Below are 16,498 nucleotides of genomic sequence, written 5' to 3'. Positions count from 1 at the left end.
ATGACCGCCAAGCGCAACGATGGCTCCATCCGCAACCACGCGATCTTCGGCCTGCTGATCGTGTTCGGCCTGCTCGGCGGGTTGGGCACATGGGCGGCGATGGCCGAGATATCCGGCGCTGTGATCGCTCCCGGGCGCATCGCCGTCGACAGCAACGCCAAGAAGGTCCAGCACCCAGAGGGAGGCGTCGTCGCCCGGCTCGAGGTGCGCGAAGGCGCCCATGTCGGTGCCGGCGACCTGCTGATAGTGCTGGACGATACGATCCTGCGCGCCGATCTCGCCATCGTATCCAAGGCGCTCGACGAACTTGGCGCCCAGCAAGCCCGGCTGGTCGCCGAGCGCGACGGCTTGGTCGAGGTGGCGTTCCCCCTGGAACTGGAGAACGTGGCGCGATCGAACCCTGACGCCAGGGATTCGATCGAGGGCCAGCGCATCATCTTCGAAAGCCGCAAGCGTGCGCATGAGACCGCCGAGACCCAACTCTCCGAGCAGATCGCGCAGCTCGAGTCGCTGATCGAAGGCCTTACGGCGCAGCGCGCAGCGCGAGAAGAAGAGCTGACGCTGATTGGCACGGAACTCGAAGGCGTGCGCGAGCTCTATGAAAGGAAGCTGGTGCCGCTTCCGCGCCTCGTTGCGCTGGATCGGGACCGCACGCGCATCGCCGGCGAAAGCGGCAAGCTGGTTTCGGACATCGCGACCGCCCGCGGATCGATCGCCGAGAAAAGGGTCGAAATCGTGCGCCTGAACGACGACTTCCACTCGGAGGTCGTGAGCGAACTCGCCGAAGTGCGCAACAAGATCAATGAGAACGTCGAGCGTAAGATCGCGGCAACCGTGCGCCTCTCGCGAATCGAGATTCGCGCGCCGGTGTCCGGGAAGGTGCACCAGCTCAGCGTCTTTACGGTCGGCGGCGTCATAAGCGCCGGCGAGGTCGCCATGCTGATTGTGCCCGAGGACGACCAGCTTGTGGTGGACGCACAGATCGAGCCGCGCGAGATCGAGGAACTGCGCATCGGGCAGAAGGCGGTCGTTCGCTTCAGCGCGTTCGCTGATCCCAACCTCCGGGACGGAGCGGGTGAGGTTACGATGATCTCTCCGGACCTGGTGACGGACGAGAAGACGGGCCGGGCCTACTATCAGGTGAAGCTTTCGGTCGATGCGCCATCAGGCGGGAATGGCACCGCCCTGAAGCTCGTGCCCGGCATGCCCGTCGAGACATTCATCACGAAGGGCGACCGCACCGTGCTCGCCTATCTCACGCGGCCGGTCAGGGATCAGATTCAGCGCATATTCAGGGAGTAGGTGGCCGGATGAACTCAAGGGCGCAAGCATGGCCGCCACCGGCGGTGTGCTGGATCCCGCTGCATGGTCGATGACATGGAGCCACGTCCCGTCGGCCTTTCGGCGGACCAGTTGGGCGCCCCTCCCCGAAACGACGAGCCTGCCCCTCACGCTGCGCGAACTGCCCGGCATCACGCCCAAGGTCATGGCCGAACGGCCGGATGCGCCTGGGGACGGCGGGCTCGTCGCCCGATCCCGGCTGTCGCGGTTTCCGCGCGGCTTCTTCTACGATGTCACGCGTCGCGGCAGGGCGATTATCCTTATCCTTGATCAGATCGAGACCCGGGCGGCGCAAGGGTAACGGCCCGGCATGGAACGGCGAGATCGGTCGCCGCGATGTCAGTCAAGAATGACCATTGTGTTACCCCAAACCCGCACCGCGGCTCGCCGCGGGCCGCAAGTCCGATTTGGCACGATGCAGAGCGTCCCCGTGTCCTCAGGACACGGGAGCGACGCTCTGCATTCTTCGTTCAACGCGTTCGAAACCTCGCCCCGTTCCCGGAACGACGCGGAAGAGGACCTCCCTGGGTCAGTGGGTCGTGCGCGACCTCAGTTTCTCAATCTCGTCCTTGAGCGCCAGCTTGCGCCGCTTGAGATTCACGATTTCGAGATCGTCCACCGACGGATGGGCCATCGCCTCGTCGATTTCGCGTTCGATATCGCCGTGTTTCCGCTGCAGCTCCTCAAGATGGGATGCAAGAGACATGATTGGCTCTCCCTTTCATGGTTGCTCGACGCACCATCACGGCCCCACCCGCCGCCAGCCTGTGACGGTACTGTGACACTCTGGCATCAAGTCATATGAATGTCGAACGTGCGGTAGTAGCATTTCCCGACGCCTTGAAATGTGGTAAGAGCACCGCGCCGGATTCGAAAGTTTCCGGACCCGCCGGTGTGGCGCCATGACGGGGCGCCGGAGACTCTGCAGACGGTAAGCATGTCGGAACAGGAACAGGCCGAAATTCGTCTCGAGTTCGCGCGCTTGAAGCAGGAACACGCCGATTTCGACGCCGCGATCAACGCGATGATCGCCATGGGTTGCGACCCGCTGCAGATCCAGCGCATGAAGAAGAAGAAGCTGGTGCTGAAGGACCGGCTGAAAGCGCTGGAAGACAGGATCATTCCCGACATCATAGCCTGACGACGCCCCGTCGGCCGCACTTCTCGGTCGACCCTGGAGCGCCGCGCGTCCATTTGGACGCGTAACGGACGCTCCACACTTTTCCGCATACGCATCGTGCTTTCCGGGAATCGATTTCCGATCTTCGGGCCGATGCGGAGCGCCCGGTGCCGTTGCGGTCGACAAGCATTTCGGCTAAGCCGCCGCTGACGATTTCTGGGGAATTGCTGGTGCAGCACAAACGCGCCGATGTCGCGATCATCATGGGCAGCCAGTCCGACTGGGCGACCATGAAACACGCCGCCGAGACCCTCGAGGCGCTCGGCGTCTCTCACGAGGCGCGCATCGTCTCGGCCCACCGAACGCCCGAAAGGCTCTACGACTTCGCCAGGGGCGCAAGGGAGGCTGGTTTCAAGGTGATCCTCGCGGGCGCCGGCGGCGCCGCGCACCTGCCGGGCATGACCGCCGCACTCACCCCGCTGCCGGTCTTCGGCGTCCCCGTCGAATCCAAGGCGCTGTCGGGGCAGGATTCGCTTCTCTCGATCGTGCAGATGCCGGCAGGCATACCGGTCGGCACCCTGGCCATCGGCCGGGCCGGCGCCGTCAACGCGGCCCTGCTCGCCGCCGCCGTCCTCGCCCTTACCGATCCCGCGCTCTCCGGCCGCCTCGACGACTGGCGCTCCGCGCAGACCGCCAGGGTGGCCGACAGACCGTCGGACGAGGCATGAAGCCCGTCGGACGAGGCATGAAGCCACTTCCGCTCGGCGCGACCATCGGCATCGTGGGCGGCGGTCAGCTTGGCCGGATGCTGGCGATGGCCGCGGCCCGCCTGGGCTACCGGACGATCGTGCTCGAGCCGCAGGCGGACTGCCCGGCCGCGCAGGCCGCGAACGGCCAGATCGTTGCCGCCTATGACAGTCCGGACGCCCTGGCCGAGCTTGCCCGCCGGAGTGCCGTCGTCACCTACGAATTCGAGAACGTCCCCGTCGAAGCCGCGGCGACGCTTGCCGCAAGCGTACCGGTCTTTCCGCCGCCACGTGCACTCGAAGCGGCTCAGGACCGGCTCGTTGAGAAGACCTTCCTGAACGGCATCGGCATCGCCACTGCCGGGTTCCGCCCCGTTGACGACGATGCGCAGTTGGTCGAGGCGCTGGCCGTGTTCGACGGAGCGGGCATCCTGAAAACCCGGCGCCTGGGTTATGACGGCAAGGGCCAGCGCCTGTTCCTTGCCGGCGACGGCCAGGTCCTCTCCGGCGCCGTCGCCGCCATGGGTGGCGTGCCGCTCATCCTGGAGAGCCTGGTGACCTTCACCCGCGAGATTTCGATCATCGCGGCACGCGGCTTTGACGGCGCGCTCGCGGCATACGACCCGGCCGAGAATGTCCACCGCGACGGCATTCTGCACCGCTCCACCGTGCCCGCCGGCATTTCACCGGACACGGCCGATGCGGCGCGCGAGGCGGCCTTTGCCATACTGACGGCTCTCGATTATGTCGGCGTGATCGGGGTCGAGTTCTTCGTACTCGCCGACGGCAGCCTGCTAGCGAATGAGATCGCCCCGCGCGTCCACAATTCCGGCCATTGGACCGAAGCCGCCTGCGCGATCTCGCAGTTCGAACAGCATATCCGCGCAGTCGCCGGTCTCCCGCTCGGCGACGCCCGCCGGCATTCCGACTGCGAGATGGAGAACCTGATCGGCGACGAGGTGCTGCGGACGCCTGAACTGCTCGCCGAACCCGGCCTCGTGCTGCATCTCTATGGCAAGGCGGAGGCGCGGCCCGGCCGCAAGATGGGGCATTTCACGCGTCTGACAGGATGCGTATAGAATGTCGGATCCGAATGTGGGTGCCGGTTTCGGGACGAATCCGAAGCTACGACAGATGGATAGAGCGGCGAAGGACTTCTGCCGCTCTTAGCCCTTCCAGTAGATGGTCCCGCTGCGCTGGATCGAAGAACGGCTACGGCGCTCGTGAGGGCGCGCTCGCGAGCGGCTGCGCTACCGCCGGGCTACGCCACTCGGTGCGACGCGACCCCCGGGCCGGTCGGGATCAGCTACCCGAGACGCGGGGAGATTGCGTGATTTGAACCCTTCGCTGATCTTGTCGAGCGCCGATCTCGGGCCCTTCGGTGCTGAAGAACGTGGGATCGAAGACGCCGGGGGCGGTCTCGAAGAGATGCTCGATCAGCCGTCCCGAGGCCAATTTGGCGCCGATCACGACGAGTTTCTGTGTCATCATTCCTTCCCTATTCCGCGGCGATGGCTTTGAGCCGGGACTTGGTAGAGGAGGTCCGACCCATCCGTTTCTGTTTGATCTGTTCGAGGAGCGCGGGGTCCGGCTTTGCCCCGCCTTCGTAGGCTTCGAGGAAATCGAGGAGTTCCTCGCGATAGGCGTAGTAGTCGGGGTGAGCAAGCAGCGCCTTGCGCGAACGCGGGCGCGGCAGGTCGACCTCCATGATGTTGCCAATCCTGGCGTTCGGACCGTTGGACATCATGACCACGCGGTCCGCGAGCAGGATTGCCTCGTCAACGTCGTGCGTGACGCAGACCGCCGTCACCTGAGTGCGCATCCAGACCTCCATCAGGACATCCTGGAGCTCCCAGCGTGTGAGAGAATCAAGCATTCCAAATGGCTCGTCGAGCAGCAACAGCTTCGGTGAGAGGGCAAAGGCCCGCGCAATGCCGACACGCTGCTTCATGCCGTTCGACAGGTCGGTCGCGAGCTTGTGCATGGAATCGCCAAGCCCGACACGATGCAGGTAGTATTCGACGATGTCCTTGCGCTCGGCGGGCGAAGCATCGGGGTAGACCCGGTCGACCCCGAGGGCAACGTTCTCGCGCGCGGTCAGCCACGGCATCAGCGACGGCGCCTGAAAGACGACGGCACGGTCGGGTCCGGCTCCGGACACTTCCTTGCCGTCCAGGATGACCCCGCCGCTCGAAATCTTGTTAAGCCCGGCCACCATCGAAAGCACGGTCGACTTGCCGCATCCCGAATGGCCGATGAGCGTGATGAACTCGCCCTTCTTCACCTTGAGGTCGAAGCCGTCGACGACGGTGAGCGGACCTTTCGGCGTCGGATAGACTTTGCGCACGTCGCTGAATTCGACATAGCGCTTCTCGATCGGCGAATGGGCTGCCTTGACATAGGCCTCCGGCGGGGGCCGCGTCGAGACTTTCCGTGTGATCGGCACGACGTTCGGCAGTCTGATATTTGTCTCCAGCTCGGTGCCACGCTCCGCACCGACATCCATGAGGTAGGCCGTTACTTCCGCGCGCAGCTTGATGAAAACCTCGTTGTGATTCATCGCGGCGCGGTCGCGCGGCCGCGGCAGATCGACGGTGAACGAAGGTCCCAGCGTCGCCTTCGGTCCAGGATTGAGGGGGACGATCCGGTCGGCAAGCAGGATCGCCTCATCCACATCGTTGGTGATGAGGATGATCGTCTTCTTCTCCGTCTGCGAAATGTCCGCCAACTCGTCCTGCAGCTTGGCGCGCGTCAGCGCGTCGAGCGCCGAAAGCGGCTCGTCGAGCAACAGGATCTCCGGTTGGATCGAGAGGGCGCGGGCGACCGCTACGCGCTGGCGCATGCCGCCGGAAAGCTCCGCCGGCTTGCGATCCGCGGCATGGCTGAGCCCGACCATTTCGATATATCTGCGCGCGATCCGATCACGCTCGGCCTTCGGCTTGGCGTTGAACACATTGTCGACTGCCAGCGCGACATTACCGTAGACCGAAAGCCACGGCATCAGCGAGTAGGACTGAAAGACGACACCGCGGTCGGGACCCGGTCCGTCGATCTTCTTGTTGCGCACCAGCACGCCGCCTTCGTCCGGCTCGATCAGCCCGGCGATCGCCGAGATCAGCGTCGTCTTGCCGGAGCCGGAGAAGCCCACGACGGCAATGAACTCGCCCTCTTCGACCTTGAGGTCGATGCCCGAGAGGATCTCGGTCCGGTTGGCGCCGTGGCCGTATGACTTCGAAAGGCCGGTGATTTCGAGGAATGCCATTCTTCACCCCTGTCAGCGGCTCGAAGAGAAAGTGAAGGCCGACTGCAGCGCGTACATGATGCGGTCGAGCACGAAGCCGATCAGCCCGATGGTCAGCACCGCGACCATGATGCGGGCGAGCGAAGCCGACGAGCCGTTCTGGAATTCGTCCCAGACGAATTTGCCCAGCCCTGGGTTCTGCGCAAGCATTTCGGCCGCGATCAGCACCATCCAGCCCACACCGAGCGAAAGCCGCAGGCCGGTGAAGATCAGCGGCAGCGCCGAGGGCAGGACCAGCTTGCGGATGGTGGTCGGCGTCGAGAGCTGCAGCACCTTGCCGACATTGACGAGGTCCTTGTCGATCGAAGAGACGCCGAGCGCGGTATTGATCAGCGTAGGCCATAGTGAGCAGAGCGTCACCGTTACGGCCGAAATCACCAGCGATTTCGGAAGTGCGTCCGAGGGATTGAGATAGAGCGCCGAAACCACCATCGTGACGATTGGCAGCCAGGCGAGCGGCGAGACTGGCTTGAAGATCTGAATCAGCGGATTGATCGCGCCGCTGAACGTCTTCGACAGGCCCGATGCGATCCCGAGAGGCACGGCGATCAGGGTGGCGATCAGGAAACCCAGGCCAACCGTCTTCAGCGATGTCAGGATCTGATCGAAGTAAGTCGATTTGCCTGTATAACCGCGCCACTTGATCTTGTCGGCCTTGCCCTCGGATTCAAGCTTGGCGTTGCGCTCCTCCTGACGGACGTAGAAGGCTGCTTCCTTCTCGCGTTCGGCTTTGTGATCGGCATAGAGGTTGAGCGCCTGATTCCAGACCTGTGCAGGGCCGGGTATTGCGCCGAGCGAGGTCTGGACCTTTGGAGCCAGGAAACCCCACGCAAGGAGGAACACCACGATCCCCATCAGCGGGATCACCAGCACGCGCTTCAATTCGTTCAACTGCTCGGCCGGATTGTCGCCGGCCGCAATCTTCAGGATGGGCGTCAGCCACCCGAGACCGAGGGCGTCGAGCCAGCCGGCGGCCTTGTTGATACGCGTGAACAGCCGTTCCTTCCGTTCGAGCCGCGCTGCAGCGGCGCTTGTGATCGTGTCGGTCGCATTGCTCATGAGCGTTCGGCTCCTGATATCTGGTTCAGGGAGGGCGGCCACGATCTTGAGCGGCCGTCCGCTGTCGCGGCGTCAGCCGCCGACGACTTCCGTGCCGGAGACGGTCTGGCCGCTCTTCAAGCCGATCGAAAGGCTGTCGATATAGGCGTTGGGCTTTCTGCCGTCATAGGTCATGCCGTCGATGAATTCCGCGGTCGGTTCGCGGTAGCCGTCGGATTCCCACGGAAAATCCGCTTCCTCGGCGAGGCCTTCTTCGACGAGCATCTTCGCTGCCTGGAGGTAGATGTCCGGAAGATAGACCGACTTCGCGGTCTGCTCGTACCAGGCGTCGTCCTTGTGCTCCGGGATCTGGCCCCAACGGCGCATCTGGGTCAGGTACCAGACAGCATCCGAATAGTAGGGATAGGTCGCAAAATGGCGGAAGAAGACGTTGAAGTCCGGCACGTTCCGCTTGTCGCCCTTCTCGTATTCGAAAGTGCCGGTCATCGAATTGGCAATGACCTCGGCATCGGCGCCGACATATTCCGGCCTTGCCAGGATCTCGACCGCTTCCATCCGGTTGGCATTCTGGTTCTCGTCCAGCCAAATGGCAGCGCGGATGAGCGCCTTGGTGAGGGCAAGCGTCGTGTTAGGATATTTCTCGGTGAACTCCCTGGTGAGGCCAAACACCTTCTCGGGATTGTTCTTCCATATCTCGTAGTCGGTGATGACCGGCACGCCGATACCCTTGAACACGGCCTGCTGGTTCCACGGTTCGCCGACGCAGTAGCCGTTGATGGTCCCGGCTTCGAGCGTCGCCGGCATCTGCGGCGGCGGTGTGACGGAGAGAAGCGCTTCAGCCTTGATCTGGCCGGAGACGTCGGTCTCCGAATAGAAACCGGGATGGATGTCGCCGGCTGCCAGCCAGTAGCGCAGTTCGTAATTGTGCGTGGAGACCGGGAAGACCATGCCCATGTTGAAAGGCCGGCCCTCGGACCTGAACGCGTCGATGACCGGCTTCAGCGCGTCCGCCTCGATGGGATGGACCGGCTTGCCGTCCTCCATCGGGATGTGCTGCTTCATCTTTTCCCAGACTTCGTTGGACACGGTGATGCCGTTGCCGTTCAGGTCCATCGAGAAGGGGGTGACAATATGGGCCTTGGTGCCGAAGCCGATCGTGGCGGCGAGCGGCTGGCCGGCGAGCATATGAGCACCGTCCAGCTCGCCGGTGATCACCCGGTCGAGCAGAACCTTCCAATTCGCCTGCGGCTCAAGCGTTACGAAGAGGCCTTCGTCTTCGAAATAGCCGAGCTCCTTCGCGATCGCGAGCGGCGCCATGTCGGTCAGCTTGATGAAGCCGAACTTCAGTTCGTCCTTCTCGACGTCCAGCATCTCGGCACGTGCATGTGATGCAGCGAGTCCAAGCAGGATCGCGCCAAGCCCGGCGCCAAGCATCAGGCGTCGGGTCAAATCGACTGTGGTGGCTCTTGCAGTCATCACGTTCTCCACTGTTGAAGGGCCCGGTGGGAGGGTCGGCCCCGGCTTCGGTTCGTTTGTGGCGCAATAAAAAAGCTGCCGGCCAAGACCGCGCGTCCGTACATCCGGGATCGCGTAGTCCTGATCGGCAGCTCTGCCTGGGGCGCCCATCGTTGGACGCCGATTCTTTGGCCCAAGGGCCTGTGAACTTAAAAGCAAGCAGCGTGCCAGTTTCCTGCCGTCAGAATTTCTTCATAAGAATCAGATTGATAGTGGAATGTTGCGTCCACACGTCGCCTAAACCCGCCAGCGCGGTTGTGGCAAAAACTTTCGCGCTGCGCACAAAAATTGTGCATTGCACAAAGATGATGAAGAAGTAGGCAGCAGCAAAATCAGCCCGGCTTCCGGCGCTCCAGGCACGCCTCGATCCGGTCCGGATCGTCGGGTCGGGCGTCTCGGCATAGAGGTCGAGCACATCCTCCATGCGCGCGACACAACCGGCAAGGAGAAGCCTTGCTGGTGGCCACCGCCTGCTTCAGCCCGCCGCCGGGCCGCAGCCGCTGGATGCTGGAGCTGTTGGCCGGCGCGTTCGTCAAGCCGACCGAGCATGAGCAGCTGTCGCGCGAGACGGTGCGCCGACGCGGGTCGGGCCGACCGGCGTTTCGGCAAGGCCCGCGACGAGACCACGGGTCTTCGATGCCTACAGCGGGTCGCGTGAAGAAGGATTCAAGCAAACACGCTGCAGGTTCTTTGGAGCATGTCTTTTTCCCGAAACCGCTGCACACCTTCGGGAGACATGCTTTATTTCTTGCGGCCCTTCTGGCGGTATACGTCGGCCACGACCGCGGCGATGATGATCAGGCCCTTGATGATCTCCTGGTAGAAGGCGTCGACGCGCAGGAAGGTGAAGCCTGATGTCATGGTGCCGAGGATGATGGTGCCGATGACGGTGCCGGTGATGCGCCCGACACCGCCGGTGAGCGAGGTGCCGCCGATGACGGCGGCAGCGATCGCGTCGAGTTCGTACATCACGCCCATGCCGGCCTGGGCGGTCTGCGCACGGGCGGCGGTGACGACGCCGGCCAGGCCGGCGAGCAGGCCGGCGATCGCATAGACCTTGATCAGGTGCCGCTCGACATCGATGCCCGAAACGCGGGCGGCCTGGACATTGGCGCCGATCGCATAGGTGAATTTGCCGTAGCGCGTGTAGCGCAGCGCGATGTGGAAAATCGCCGCGACGGTCAGGAAGATCACGACCGGCCAGATGCCAGAGCCGATCACGTTGAAGGAGTCCGTCAGGCCCGAGACCGGCTGGCCTTTCGTGTACCATTTGGATACGCCGCGCGCCGACACCATCATGCCCAGCGTGGCAATGAAGGGCGGGATCCTGGTGTAGGCGATGAGGGAGCCGTTGATGGTGCCGGCCAGAAGGCCGATGCCGAGGCCGATCACCACCGGAACGATGACAGGCAGATCGGTCAGGGCGGGATAGAGCGCCTTTGTCCAGGTCGAGGATTGGGCGAAGCTCGCCGCGATCATGGCGGTGAGACCGACGACCGATCCTGACGAGAGGTCAATGCCGCCGGTGATGATGACCTGGGTGACGCCGACCGAGATGATGCCGATCACCGAGACCTGCAGGATCATGATCGTCAGGCGCTGCGGGTTCGCCAGGAAGCTCTGGCCGATGAAGATCCAGCCGAGCAGCTCGAAGACGAGCGCGATGCCGATGAGGATGAGGAGGATGTTGGCCTCGACCGGCAAACGGCGCCTGGTCGCTCCCGGAACGGCGACGGAAGACGGTGTCGCGGATGTGTTCGGCACGGACATTTTCGTTCCTCCCGGCTTTCGCGTGGTTACCTGGCTGCCAGTTCCATGATCTTGACCTGATCGGCTTCGGCGCGATCGAGGATGCCGGTCACACGGCCTTCGTGCATGACCATGATGCGGTCGCTCATTCCAAGCACTTCGGGCATCTCGGACGAGATCATCACGACCGCGACGCCATCCCGCGCGAGTTGGGTCACCAGTTTGTGGATCTCGGCCTTGGCGCCGACATCGATGCCGCGGGTCGGCTCGTCAAGGATGAGGATCTTCGGCCTGGTGAGCAGCCAGCGCCCGATCAGCACCTTCTGCTGATTGCCTCCGGACAGGTTCTCGATGCGCTCATGAAGGCTGGGTGTCTTGACCCTGAGCTTGTCGCTCATGGTCTTGCAGGCTTCGGCGATGCTGCGTTCGGACACGAATCCTCGGGAGACGAAGTCCTGCTGGAGCACGGCGAGCTGCATGTTCTCCAGCACGTCGAGGATCAGCAGGCAGCCGGTCTCCTTGCGATCCTCGGTGAGCAGCGCCATGCGGTGGCGGATGGCGGCATTGGGCGAGGTGATGCTGACGGGCTTGCCAAGGATCTCGATCGTCCCCGATGTCGCCGGGGTCACGCCGAAGATCGCCTCCGCGACATTCGAGCGGCCCGAGCCGACCAGGCCGGCTACACCCAGGATCTCGCCGGCGCGCACGTCGAAGGAGACGTCGTGGAAGACGCCGTCTAGATTGAGGTTCTTCACCGACAGCACGACGTCGCCGATCGGAACCTCTTCCTTCGGGAACATCTGGGTGATCTCGCGTCCCACCATCATGCGGATGATGTCGTCCCGCGTCACGTCGGCGGAGGCGTGAGTGCCGATATAGCGGCCGTCGCGGAATACCGAGAACTCGTCGGCGATCTCGAACAGCTCGTTCATCTTGTGGGTGATGTAGACGATGCCTTTGCCCTCGGCCCGCAGGTCGCGAATGATGGTGAAAAGATGCGACACCTCGCGCTCGGTCAGGGCCGAGGTCGGCTCGTCCATGATGAGCACGTCGGATTCGTAGGACACCGCCTTGGCGATTTCCACCATCTGGCGATTGGCGACGGAGAGGTCGCGCACCTGGACCTGCGGATGGATACTGATGTTGAGGCGTCGGAAAAGATCGGCAGTCATCCTGTTCATGACCGCATGATCGACCAGGCCGAGGCGGTTCAGCGGTTCGCGGCGAATCCAGATGTTCTCGGCCACTGTCATGAAGGGCATCAGGTTCAGCTCCTGATGGATCATCGCGATGCCGTTCTCCAGCGCATCGAGCGGCGACTTCAGGCGGATCGGCTGGCCGCGCAGGCATACCTCGCCGCCATCGGGGTGATAGATGCCGGCGATGATCTTCATCAGGGTGGACTTGCCGGCGCCGTTCTCGCCCATCAGCGCATGCACGGTGCCGCGCTTCAGCTTGAAGGAGACGTCGTCGAGCGCCAGCACGCCCGGGAATTCCTTGCGCACGTTCTCGATCGTCAGGAGATATTCCGAACCGGGAACGGCGCCGCTGGCGCGGACAGCCGCCATCGTCGATGGGCTGATCATCGCGTGCTCCTCCTCGAAGCGCGGTTTGGTCGGGGACGCGCCTGTCGCGCGTCCCTTGCTCGGCAGGCGGGTCAGTTCTTGGCCTGGTACTTGTCGAGATTGGCCGGCGTCACCAGCTCGAAGGGAATGTAGACCTTGCGATCCACCTTCTCTCCCTTGGCCAGCTTCAACGCCGCATCGACCGCGCCCTGGCCCTGGCCGGCAGCGTTCTGGAACACGGTCACGTCGAGGTCGCCGGCGCCCATGGCTGCGAGCGCATCCTGGGTGGCGTCGACGCCGCCGACGATCATGGTCTTCATATCCATGCCGGCCGCTTTCATCGCCTGGATCGCGCCGATCGCCATCTCGTCATTGTTGGCGACGACCGCGTCGAACTTCAGTCCGGCCGAGAGCCAGTTGCTCATGAGGTCGGCGCCTTGGGTGCGCTGCCAGTTGGCGGTCTGCTCCTCGACGATCTTCATGAAGGAGCAGTCCGGCGTGGCGATCACGTCATGGACGTCCTGGGTGCGCTGGCGCGCGGCCTGGTTCGAAAGCTCGCCCATCATGACCACGATCCCGGCCTCGGTCTTGCCGGCCTCCTTCAGCAGGCGGCACACCTCCTTGGTCTCGAGCGTGCCTGACTCCTTCTCGTCCGACGCGACGAAGGCCTGGGTATCGGGCAGATCATCCACATTGACCGGCTCTCGATTGACATAGACCAGCGGAATCTTGGCTTCGGCGGCGATCTTCGACATGGCGGCGGTGGCATCGGTGTCGACCGGATTGACGATAATGGCGCTGACGCCGGCTGCGATGAAATTCTGGATCTGGCTCTGCTGCTTGGCGACGTCGTTCTGGGCGTCCTCGACCTGCAGGGTGACGCCGTCCTGGGTCTTGGCATAGTCGATCATGCCGTTGCGCAGCACGGTCAGGAAGTTATCGTCGAACAGTGCCATCGACACGCCGATATTCTCGGCCAGCGCCGATGTCGTCATCAGCGCCGAGACAGCCGCGCCCAAGAGCAGTTTCTTCATCGTGTCTTCCTCCACAAACCGGGTGTCCGGTCGCACCCCTCTTCCGGAAACTCCCCTCCTCCGGGGAATTCACGAGAGACGCATCGCATCCGCTTCACCGCCTCCTCGGCGGAGCCATTCGCGCCAGTTCGCCGAATAAAAATGAAACGTTTAGTCTGATGCGATCTCAGTTTGGACTATTTATTCTAAATTTTGTCGAGACGTCAAGGGCGTTTCGAAACGCATGGTCGCGACGTGGTGATTTCTTCCCCGGGGGAGACGGCTCGTGGCGATCTGCAGATGTCGTGCTTCCGTGCGAAGATGACCTCACCGCCCGGATATGTCAGATGTTTTCGGCGACGAAGATGTCGAACGGCAAGAAGATCTGGCCCGGCGTTTCGGCGGGTCCGTTCTCGATCGTATGGACCATCTGCGCCACCAGTTCGCGCGACAGCCTTTCGAGCGGAGTTCCGATGACCATGGCGACAATGTCGTCGGCGAGTGCGGCGCGGGAATCCGCGGTCAGCTCATTGCAGACGGCGACGATCCGCCCGGCCATTCCTTCCTCGCGCAGGGCCGCGATCACGCCCTCCATGCCGCCGCCGCCGACATAGAGCCCGACGAGATCGGGGCAGCGCCTGAAAAGGTCAAGCGTCGCCTCATGAGCGATGTCGCCGTCCTCGAGATTGACCACGGTCTCGACCAGTTCCAGCCCGGGCGCATATTCGCGGAAATAGCTGCGGAACCCGATCTCGCGCATTTCCTGGCCGTGAAAGCGATGGCTGCCGATGAAGACCGCAACTTTCCCAGGGCGGCTCGCCGTCCCAGGTCGAGTAGTCGTACCAGGGCGGCCTGGCGTCCCCGGCTGGCCTGTCGTGCGGGCGATCAGCCAGGCTGCCGTCCTGCCGACCTTGCGGTTGTTGAGCCCTATATAATTCTCCCGGATGCCGGGCGCGAAGTCCGACAACAACGAGAACACCGGCACCCCCTTCTCCCTGGCTTCGGCGACCGCGGCGGTGACGGCGGGGTGGTCGATCGCCACTATCCCGACCGCGCGGCAACGGGAGGCCGTCTCGCGTAACCTGGCTGCGATCTCGGTCGGCGTCTGGGTATCCAGATGGACGATGTCCGCAGTGCCCCGAAACCGCTCGGCCGCGTTGACGACGTGGTCCAGTTCACGAGCGAAGGCCTGGTAGAACGGTTGATCCGGGCGCTGCAGGATGAAACCCAGCCGGTATTGCGGGAGTTCCTGCTCGATGCGTCGCCGGATCAAGGCAGCCGCGTGATAGCCGATGGCATTGGCGGCGTCATAGACACGCCGCGCCGTCTCTTCGCGCACGGGCAGGCGACCGTTGAGCACACGGTCGACGGTCGCGACGCTGACACCCGAAGCCCTTGCTATGTCGGACACGGTCGGGCGGCGCGCCATGGCCATGCCTCCTGCAAAAAATTCATCATCGGATGATAATCCATGATGATAGCTTCTGATAGAATCTATCATACCTGGATTGAACCTGCCAGCCGGCGGTATTATCGTTCCAATCCGGTGGACGGCTGGAACGAAGTCGTTGTCGAGAGGAGCCGGAGGGAGGAATGAGCAAGCGCGACTACAGCTTGATTGGCCGCGACTCCCGCGCCGCCGTCGCCAGCGGGCTTGCGGCGGCACAATGGTATCACACCGATGTACCGCGAAAGCAGATGAAGGAGTTGATGAAGCGGAGCGACGGGCCGGCGATCCGCGACACGGCGATCTGGCTCGCCGCCTTCCTGCTCGCCGGGACCGGCGGCTGGTGGTTCTGGGGCACCTTGTGGTGCGTGCCGTTCTTCTTCTGCTACGGCGTCCTCTACGGCTCGTCGAGCGACTCGCGCTGGCATGAGTGCGGCCACGGCACCGCCTTCAGGACGCAGTGGATGAACAACGCCGTCTACCAGATCGCATCCTTCATGATCATGCGCAACCCGGTGACCTGGCGCTGGAGCCATGCGCGGCATCACACCGATACGATCATCGTCGGGCGCGACCCGGAGATCGCCGTGATGCGTCCGCCCGACCTCGCGCGGCTCTGCCTGAACCTGTTCGGCATCGTGGATATGTGGCATGCCGTCCCCGATATGCTGCGCAACGCCGCCGGCGATCTCAGCGCCGAGGAAAAAACCTTCATCCCCGAGCAGGAACAGCACAAGGTCGTGCGCATCGCCCGCATCTGGGTCGCCATCTATGCTGCGACGGTGGGTCTGGCGGTCGCTCTCGGCTCGATCCTGCCGCTGATGTTCGTCGGCCTGCCCCGGCTCTACGGCGCATGGCATCACGTCATGACCGGGCTGCTGCAGCATGGCGGCCTCGCCGACAATGTCGTCGACCACCGGCTGAACAGCCGCACCGTGCTGATGAACCCGGTCAGCCGCTTCATCTACTGGAACATGAACTACCACATCGAACACCACATGTTCCCGATGGTGCCTTATCACGCGCTGCCGCGGTTGCACGCGATGATCGGGCATGACCTGCCCGCGCCGAACACGTCGATCCTCGACGGCTATCGCGAGATGATCCCGGCGTTCCTTCGGCAGCTCCGCAACGAGGATTTCTTCGTCGAGCGCCTGTTGCCCGCCACGGCGAGGCCCTACCGGGCCGAACTGCACGAACTCACGGCCGCTGCATCCGCCGCGTAGCCCCTCGACCCGGCGGACACGGGCGCTGGGCGGCACCGCGTGGGAGCTGCCCATTCGCCGGACGATTTCAGATGCATCCGATTTCAACGGAGGTCCCGATGAGTGACTGGATCGAAGCCTGCCGCAAGGACGACGTCGACGAAGAGGATGTGATCCGCTTCGACCATAGCGGACGCACCTTCGCCATCTATCGAAGCCCCGACGATGCGTTCTTCGCCACCGACGGGCTGTGCACCCATGAGCACGTCCATCTGGCCGACGGCCTGGTAATTGACGAGATCATCGAGTGCCCGAAGCACAATGGCCGCTTCAACTACAAGACCGGTGTCGCCCGCGGCGCTCCGGCCTGCGTGAACCTCAGGACCTATCCGGTTCGCGTCGACGCCGGGAAGGTCTTCATCCAGATCTGAGGATGC

17 protein-coding genes and 1 pseudogene are annotated in these 16,498 nt (G+C 63.5%); 8 read left to right on the top strand and 10 right to left on the bottom strand.

The annotated features are described in order from the left end of the window. Nucleotides 1-1,302, top strand: a complete 1,302-nt coding sequence (locus JN302_RS09565) for an HlyD family type I secretion periplasmic adaptor subunit (protein ID WP_202332711.1) — start codon at nt 1-3, stop codon at nt 1,300-1,302. A 28-nt stretch (nt 1,303-1,330) separates the two neighbouring features. Further along, nucleotides 1,331-1,642 (top strand): hypothetical protein, encoded by a 312-nt coding sequence (locus JN302_RS09560; protein ID WP_202332710.1) that lies wholly within the window; start codon nt 1,331-1,333, stop codon nt 1,640-1,642. A gap of 228 nt (nt 1,643-1,870) precedes the next feature. Here the strand turns inward: JN302_RS09560 and JN302_RS09555 are convergent, their stop codons facing one another. Further along, entirely contained in the window at nt 1,871-2,047 is a 177-nt protein-coding gene (locus JN302_RS09555; protein WP_202311699.1) for a YdcH family protein, read from the bottom strand. 231 nt (nt 2,048-2,278) lie between these two features. Between JN302_RS09555 and JN302_RS09550 the strand changes: the two genes are divergently transcribed. From JN302_RS09550 to JN302_RS09540, 3 genes are all read left to right on the top strand, one after another. Continuing rightward, nucleotides 2,279-2,482: a YdcH family protein gene (locus JN302_RS09550; protein WP_202311698.1), complete on the top strand. Its 204-nt coding sequence runs from the start codon at nt 2,279-2,281 to the stop codon at nt 2,480-2,482. Between the two features lie 209 nt (nt 2,483-2,691). Beyond that, nucleotides 2,692-3,189 carry a 5-(carboxyamino)imidazole ribonucleotide mutase gene (gene purE, locus JN302_RS09545; RefSeq protein WP_244743144.1) on the top strand — a complete coding sequence of 166 codons (498 nt, stop codon included), beginning with the start codon at nt 2,692-2,694 and terminating at the stop codon, nt 3,187-3,189. Between the two features lie 17 nt (nt 3,190-3,206). Continuing rightward, nucleotides 3,207-4,286: a 5-(carboxyamino)imidazole ribonucleotide synthase gene (locus tag JN302_RS09540; protein ID WP_202332709.1), complete on the top strand. Its 1,080-nt coding sequence runs from the start codon at nt 3,207-3,209 to the stop codon at nt 4,284-4,286. A gap of 223 nt (nt 4,287-4,509) precedes the next feature. Here the strand turns inward: JN302_RS09540 and JN302_RS09535 are convergent, their stop codons facing one another. The 5 genes from JN302_RS09535 to JN302_RS09515 all read right to left on the bottom strand — a co-directional run bounded on the left by JN302_RS09535 (nt 4,510) and on the right by JN302_RS09515 (nt 9,497). Then, the gene (locus JN302_RS09535; RefSeq protein ID WP_210382592.1) at nt 4,510-4,695 is read right to left on the bottom strand and encodes a hypothetical protein; all 186 of its coding nucleotides are present in this window, start codon (nt 4,693-4,695) and stop codon (nt 4,510-4,512) included. A 10-nt stretch (nt 4,696-4,705) separates the two neighbouring features. Next, nucleotides 4,706-6,469: an ABC transporter ATP-binding protein gene (locus tag JN302_RS09530; RefSeq protein WP_202332707.1), complete on the bottom strand. Its 1,764-nt coding sequence runs from the start codon at nt 6,467-6,469 to the stop codon at nt 4,706-4,708. 12 nt (nt 6,470-6,481) lie between these two features. Then, entirely contained in the window at nt 6,482-7,567 is a 1,086-nt protein-coding gene (locus JN302_RS09525; protein WP_202311694.1) for an ABC transporter permease, read from the bottom strand. Between the two features lie 72 nt (nt 7,568-7,639). Further along, nucleotides 7,640-9,001 (bottom strand): CmpA/NrtA family ABC transporter substrate-binding protein, encoded by a 1,362-nt coding sequence (locus JN302_RS09520; protein ID WP_244846629.1) that lies wholly within the window; start codon nt 8,999-9,001, stop codon nt 7,640-7,642. 262 nt (nt 9,002-9,263) lie between these two features. Beyond that, a complete protein-coding gene (locus JN302_RS09515; protein WP_202311692.1) occupies nt 9,264-9,497 on the bottom strand; it encodes a hypothetical protein in 234 nt (77 codons plus the stop codon). Between the two features lie 32 nt (nt 9,498-9,529). Here JN302_RS09515 and JN302_RS09510 point away from each other — a divergent pair. Continuing rightward, nucleotides 9,530-9,664: pseudogene (locus JN302_RS09510) on the top strand (IS630 family transposase); the annotation flags it as partial. Nucleotides 9,665-9,823: 159 nt separating this feature from the next. On the opposite strand, the gene JN302_RS09505 reads toward JN302_RS09510, so the two are convergent. The 4 genes from JN302_RS09505 to JN302_RS09490 form a co-directional block, all read right to left on the bottom strand. Then, on the bottom strand, nt 9,824-10,852 hold the full coding sequence (locus JN302_RS09505) for an ABC transporter permease (RefSeq protein WP_202332705.1): 1,029 nt from the start codon (nt 10,850-10,852) through the stop codon (nt 9,824-9,826). A 26-nt stretch (nt 10,853-10,878) separates the two neighbouring features. Beyond that, the gene (locus tag JN302_RS09500) at nt 10,879-12,417 is read right to left on the bottom strand and encodes a sugar ABC transporter ATP-binding protein (RefSeq protein ID WP_244743142.1); all 1,539 of its coding nucleotides are present in this window, start codon (nt 12,415-12,417) and stop codon (nt 10,879-10,881) included. Between the two features lie 71 nt (nt 12,418-12,488). After that, complete coding sequence (locus JN302_RS09495) at nt 12,489-13,430, bottom strand: sugar ABC transporter substrate-binding protein (protein WP_202311688.1); 942 nt, start codon at nt 13,428-13,430, stop codon at nt 12,489-12,491. A gap of 322 nt (nt 13,431-13,752) precedes the next feature. Beyond that, the gene (locus JN302_RS09490) at nt 13,753-14,838 is read right to left on the bottom strand and encodes a LacI family DNA-binding transcriptional regulator (protein WP_202332704.1); all 1,086 of its coding nucleotides are present in this window, start codon (nt 14,836-14,838) and stop codon (nt 13,753-13,755) included. A gap of 164 nt (nt 14,839-15,002) precedes the next feature. Between JN302_RS09490 and JN302_RS09485 the strand changes: the two genes are divergently transcribed. Both JN302_RS09485 and JN302_RS09480 read left to right on the top strand, forming a co-directional pair. Continuing rightward, nucleotides 15,003-16,082 carry a fatty acid desaturase family protein gene (locus tag JN302_RS09485; protein WP_202332703.1) on the top strand — a complete coding sequence of 360 codons (1,080 nt, stop codon included), beginning with the start codon at nt 15,003-15,005 and terminating at the stop codon, nt 16,080-16,082. A gap of 98 nt (nt 16,083-16,180) precedes the next feature. Next, nucleotides 16,181-16,492: a MocE family 2Fe-2S type ferredoxin gene (locus JN302_RS09480; protein ID WP_202332702.1), complete on the top strand. Its 312-nt coding sequence runs from the start codon at nt 16,181-16,183 to the stop codon at nt 16,490-16,492. Nucleotides 16,493-16,498: the final 6 nt, after the last annotated feature.

This window comes from Mesorhizobium sp. L-8-3, assembly GCF_016756615.1.
Classification (GTDB): domain Bacteria; phylum Pseudomonadota; class Alphaproteobacteria; order Rhizobiales; family Rhizobiaceae.
This window is presented reverse-complemented; position numbering and strand designations above follow the sequence as displayed.

Excerpts from the sequence above, each read along its gene's own strand:
- JN302_RS09520 (WP_244846629.1), bottom strand. The coding sequence starts at position 9,001 with ATGCTTGGCGCCGGGCTTGGCGCGATCCTGCTTGGACTCGCTGCATCA.
- JN302_RS09530 (WP_202332707.1), bottom strand. The coding sequence starts at position 6,469 with ATGGCATTCCTCGAAATCACCGGCCTTTCGAAGTCATACGGCCACGGC.
- JN302_RS09565 (WP_202332711.1), top strand. The coding sequence starts at position 1 with ATGACCGCCAAGCGCAACGATGGCTCCATCCGCAACCACGCGATCTTC.
- JN302_RS09560 (WP_202332710.1), top strand. The coding sequence starts at position 1,331 with ATGGCCGCCACCGGCGGTGTGCTGGATCCCGCTGCATGGTCGATGACA.
- JN302_RS09500 (WP_244743142.1), bottom strand. The coding sequence starts at position 12,417 with ATGATCAGCCCATCGACGATGGCGGCTGTCCGCGCCAGCGGCGCCGTT.
- JN302_RS09480 (WP_202332702.1), top strand. The coding sequence starts at position 16,181 with ATGAGTGACTGGATCGAAGCCTGCCGCAAGGACGACGTCGACGAAGAG.
- JN302_RS09535 (WP_210382592.1), bottom strand. The coding sequence starts at position 4,695 with ATGACACAGAAACTCGTCGTGATCGGCGCCAAATTGGCCTCGGGACGG.
- JN302_RS09555 (WP_202311699.1), bottom strand. The coding sequence starts at position 2,047 with ATGTCTCTTGCATCCCATCTTGAGGAGCTGCAGCGGAAACACGGCGAT.
- JN302_RS09495 (WP_202311688.1), bottom strand. The coding sequence starts at position 13,430 with ATGAAGAAACTGCTCTTGGGCGCGGCTGTCTCGGCGCTGATGACGACA.
- JN302_RS09490 (WP_202332704.1), bottom strand. The coding sequence starts at position 14,838 with ATGGCGCGCCGCCCGACCGTGTCCGACATAGCAAGGGCTTCGGGTGTC.
- JN302_RS09550 (WP_202311698.1), top strand. The coding sequence starts at position 2,279 with ATGTCGGAACAGGAACAGGCCGAAATTCGTCTCGAGTTCGCGCGCTTG.
- JN302_RS09540 (WP_202332709.1), top strand. The coding sequence starts at position 3,207 with ATGAAGCCACTTCCGCTCGGCGCGACCATCGGCATCGTGGGCGGCGGT.
- JN302_RS09505 (WP_202332705.1), bottom strand. The coding sequence starts at position 10,852 with ATGTCCGTGCCGAACACATCCGCGACACCGTCTTCCGTCGCCGTTCCG.
- JN302_RS09525 (WP_202311694.1), bottom strand. The coding sequence starts at position 7,567 with ATGAGCAATGCGACCGACACGATCACAAGCGCCGCTGCAGCGCGGCTC.
- JN302_RS09485 (WP_202332703.1), top strand. The coding sequence starts at position 15,003 with ATGAGCAAGCGCGACTACAGCTTGATTGGCCGCGACTCCCGCGCCGCC.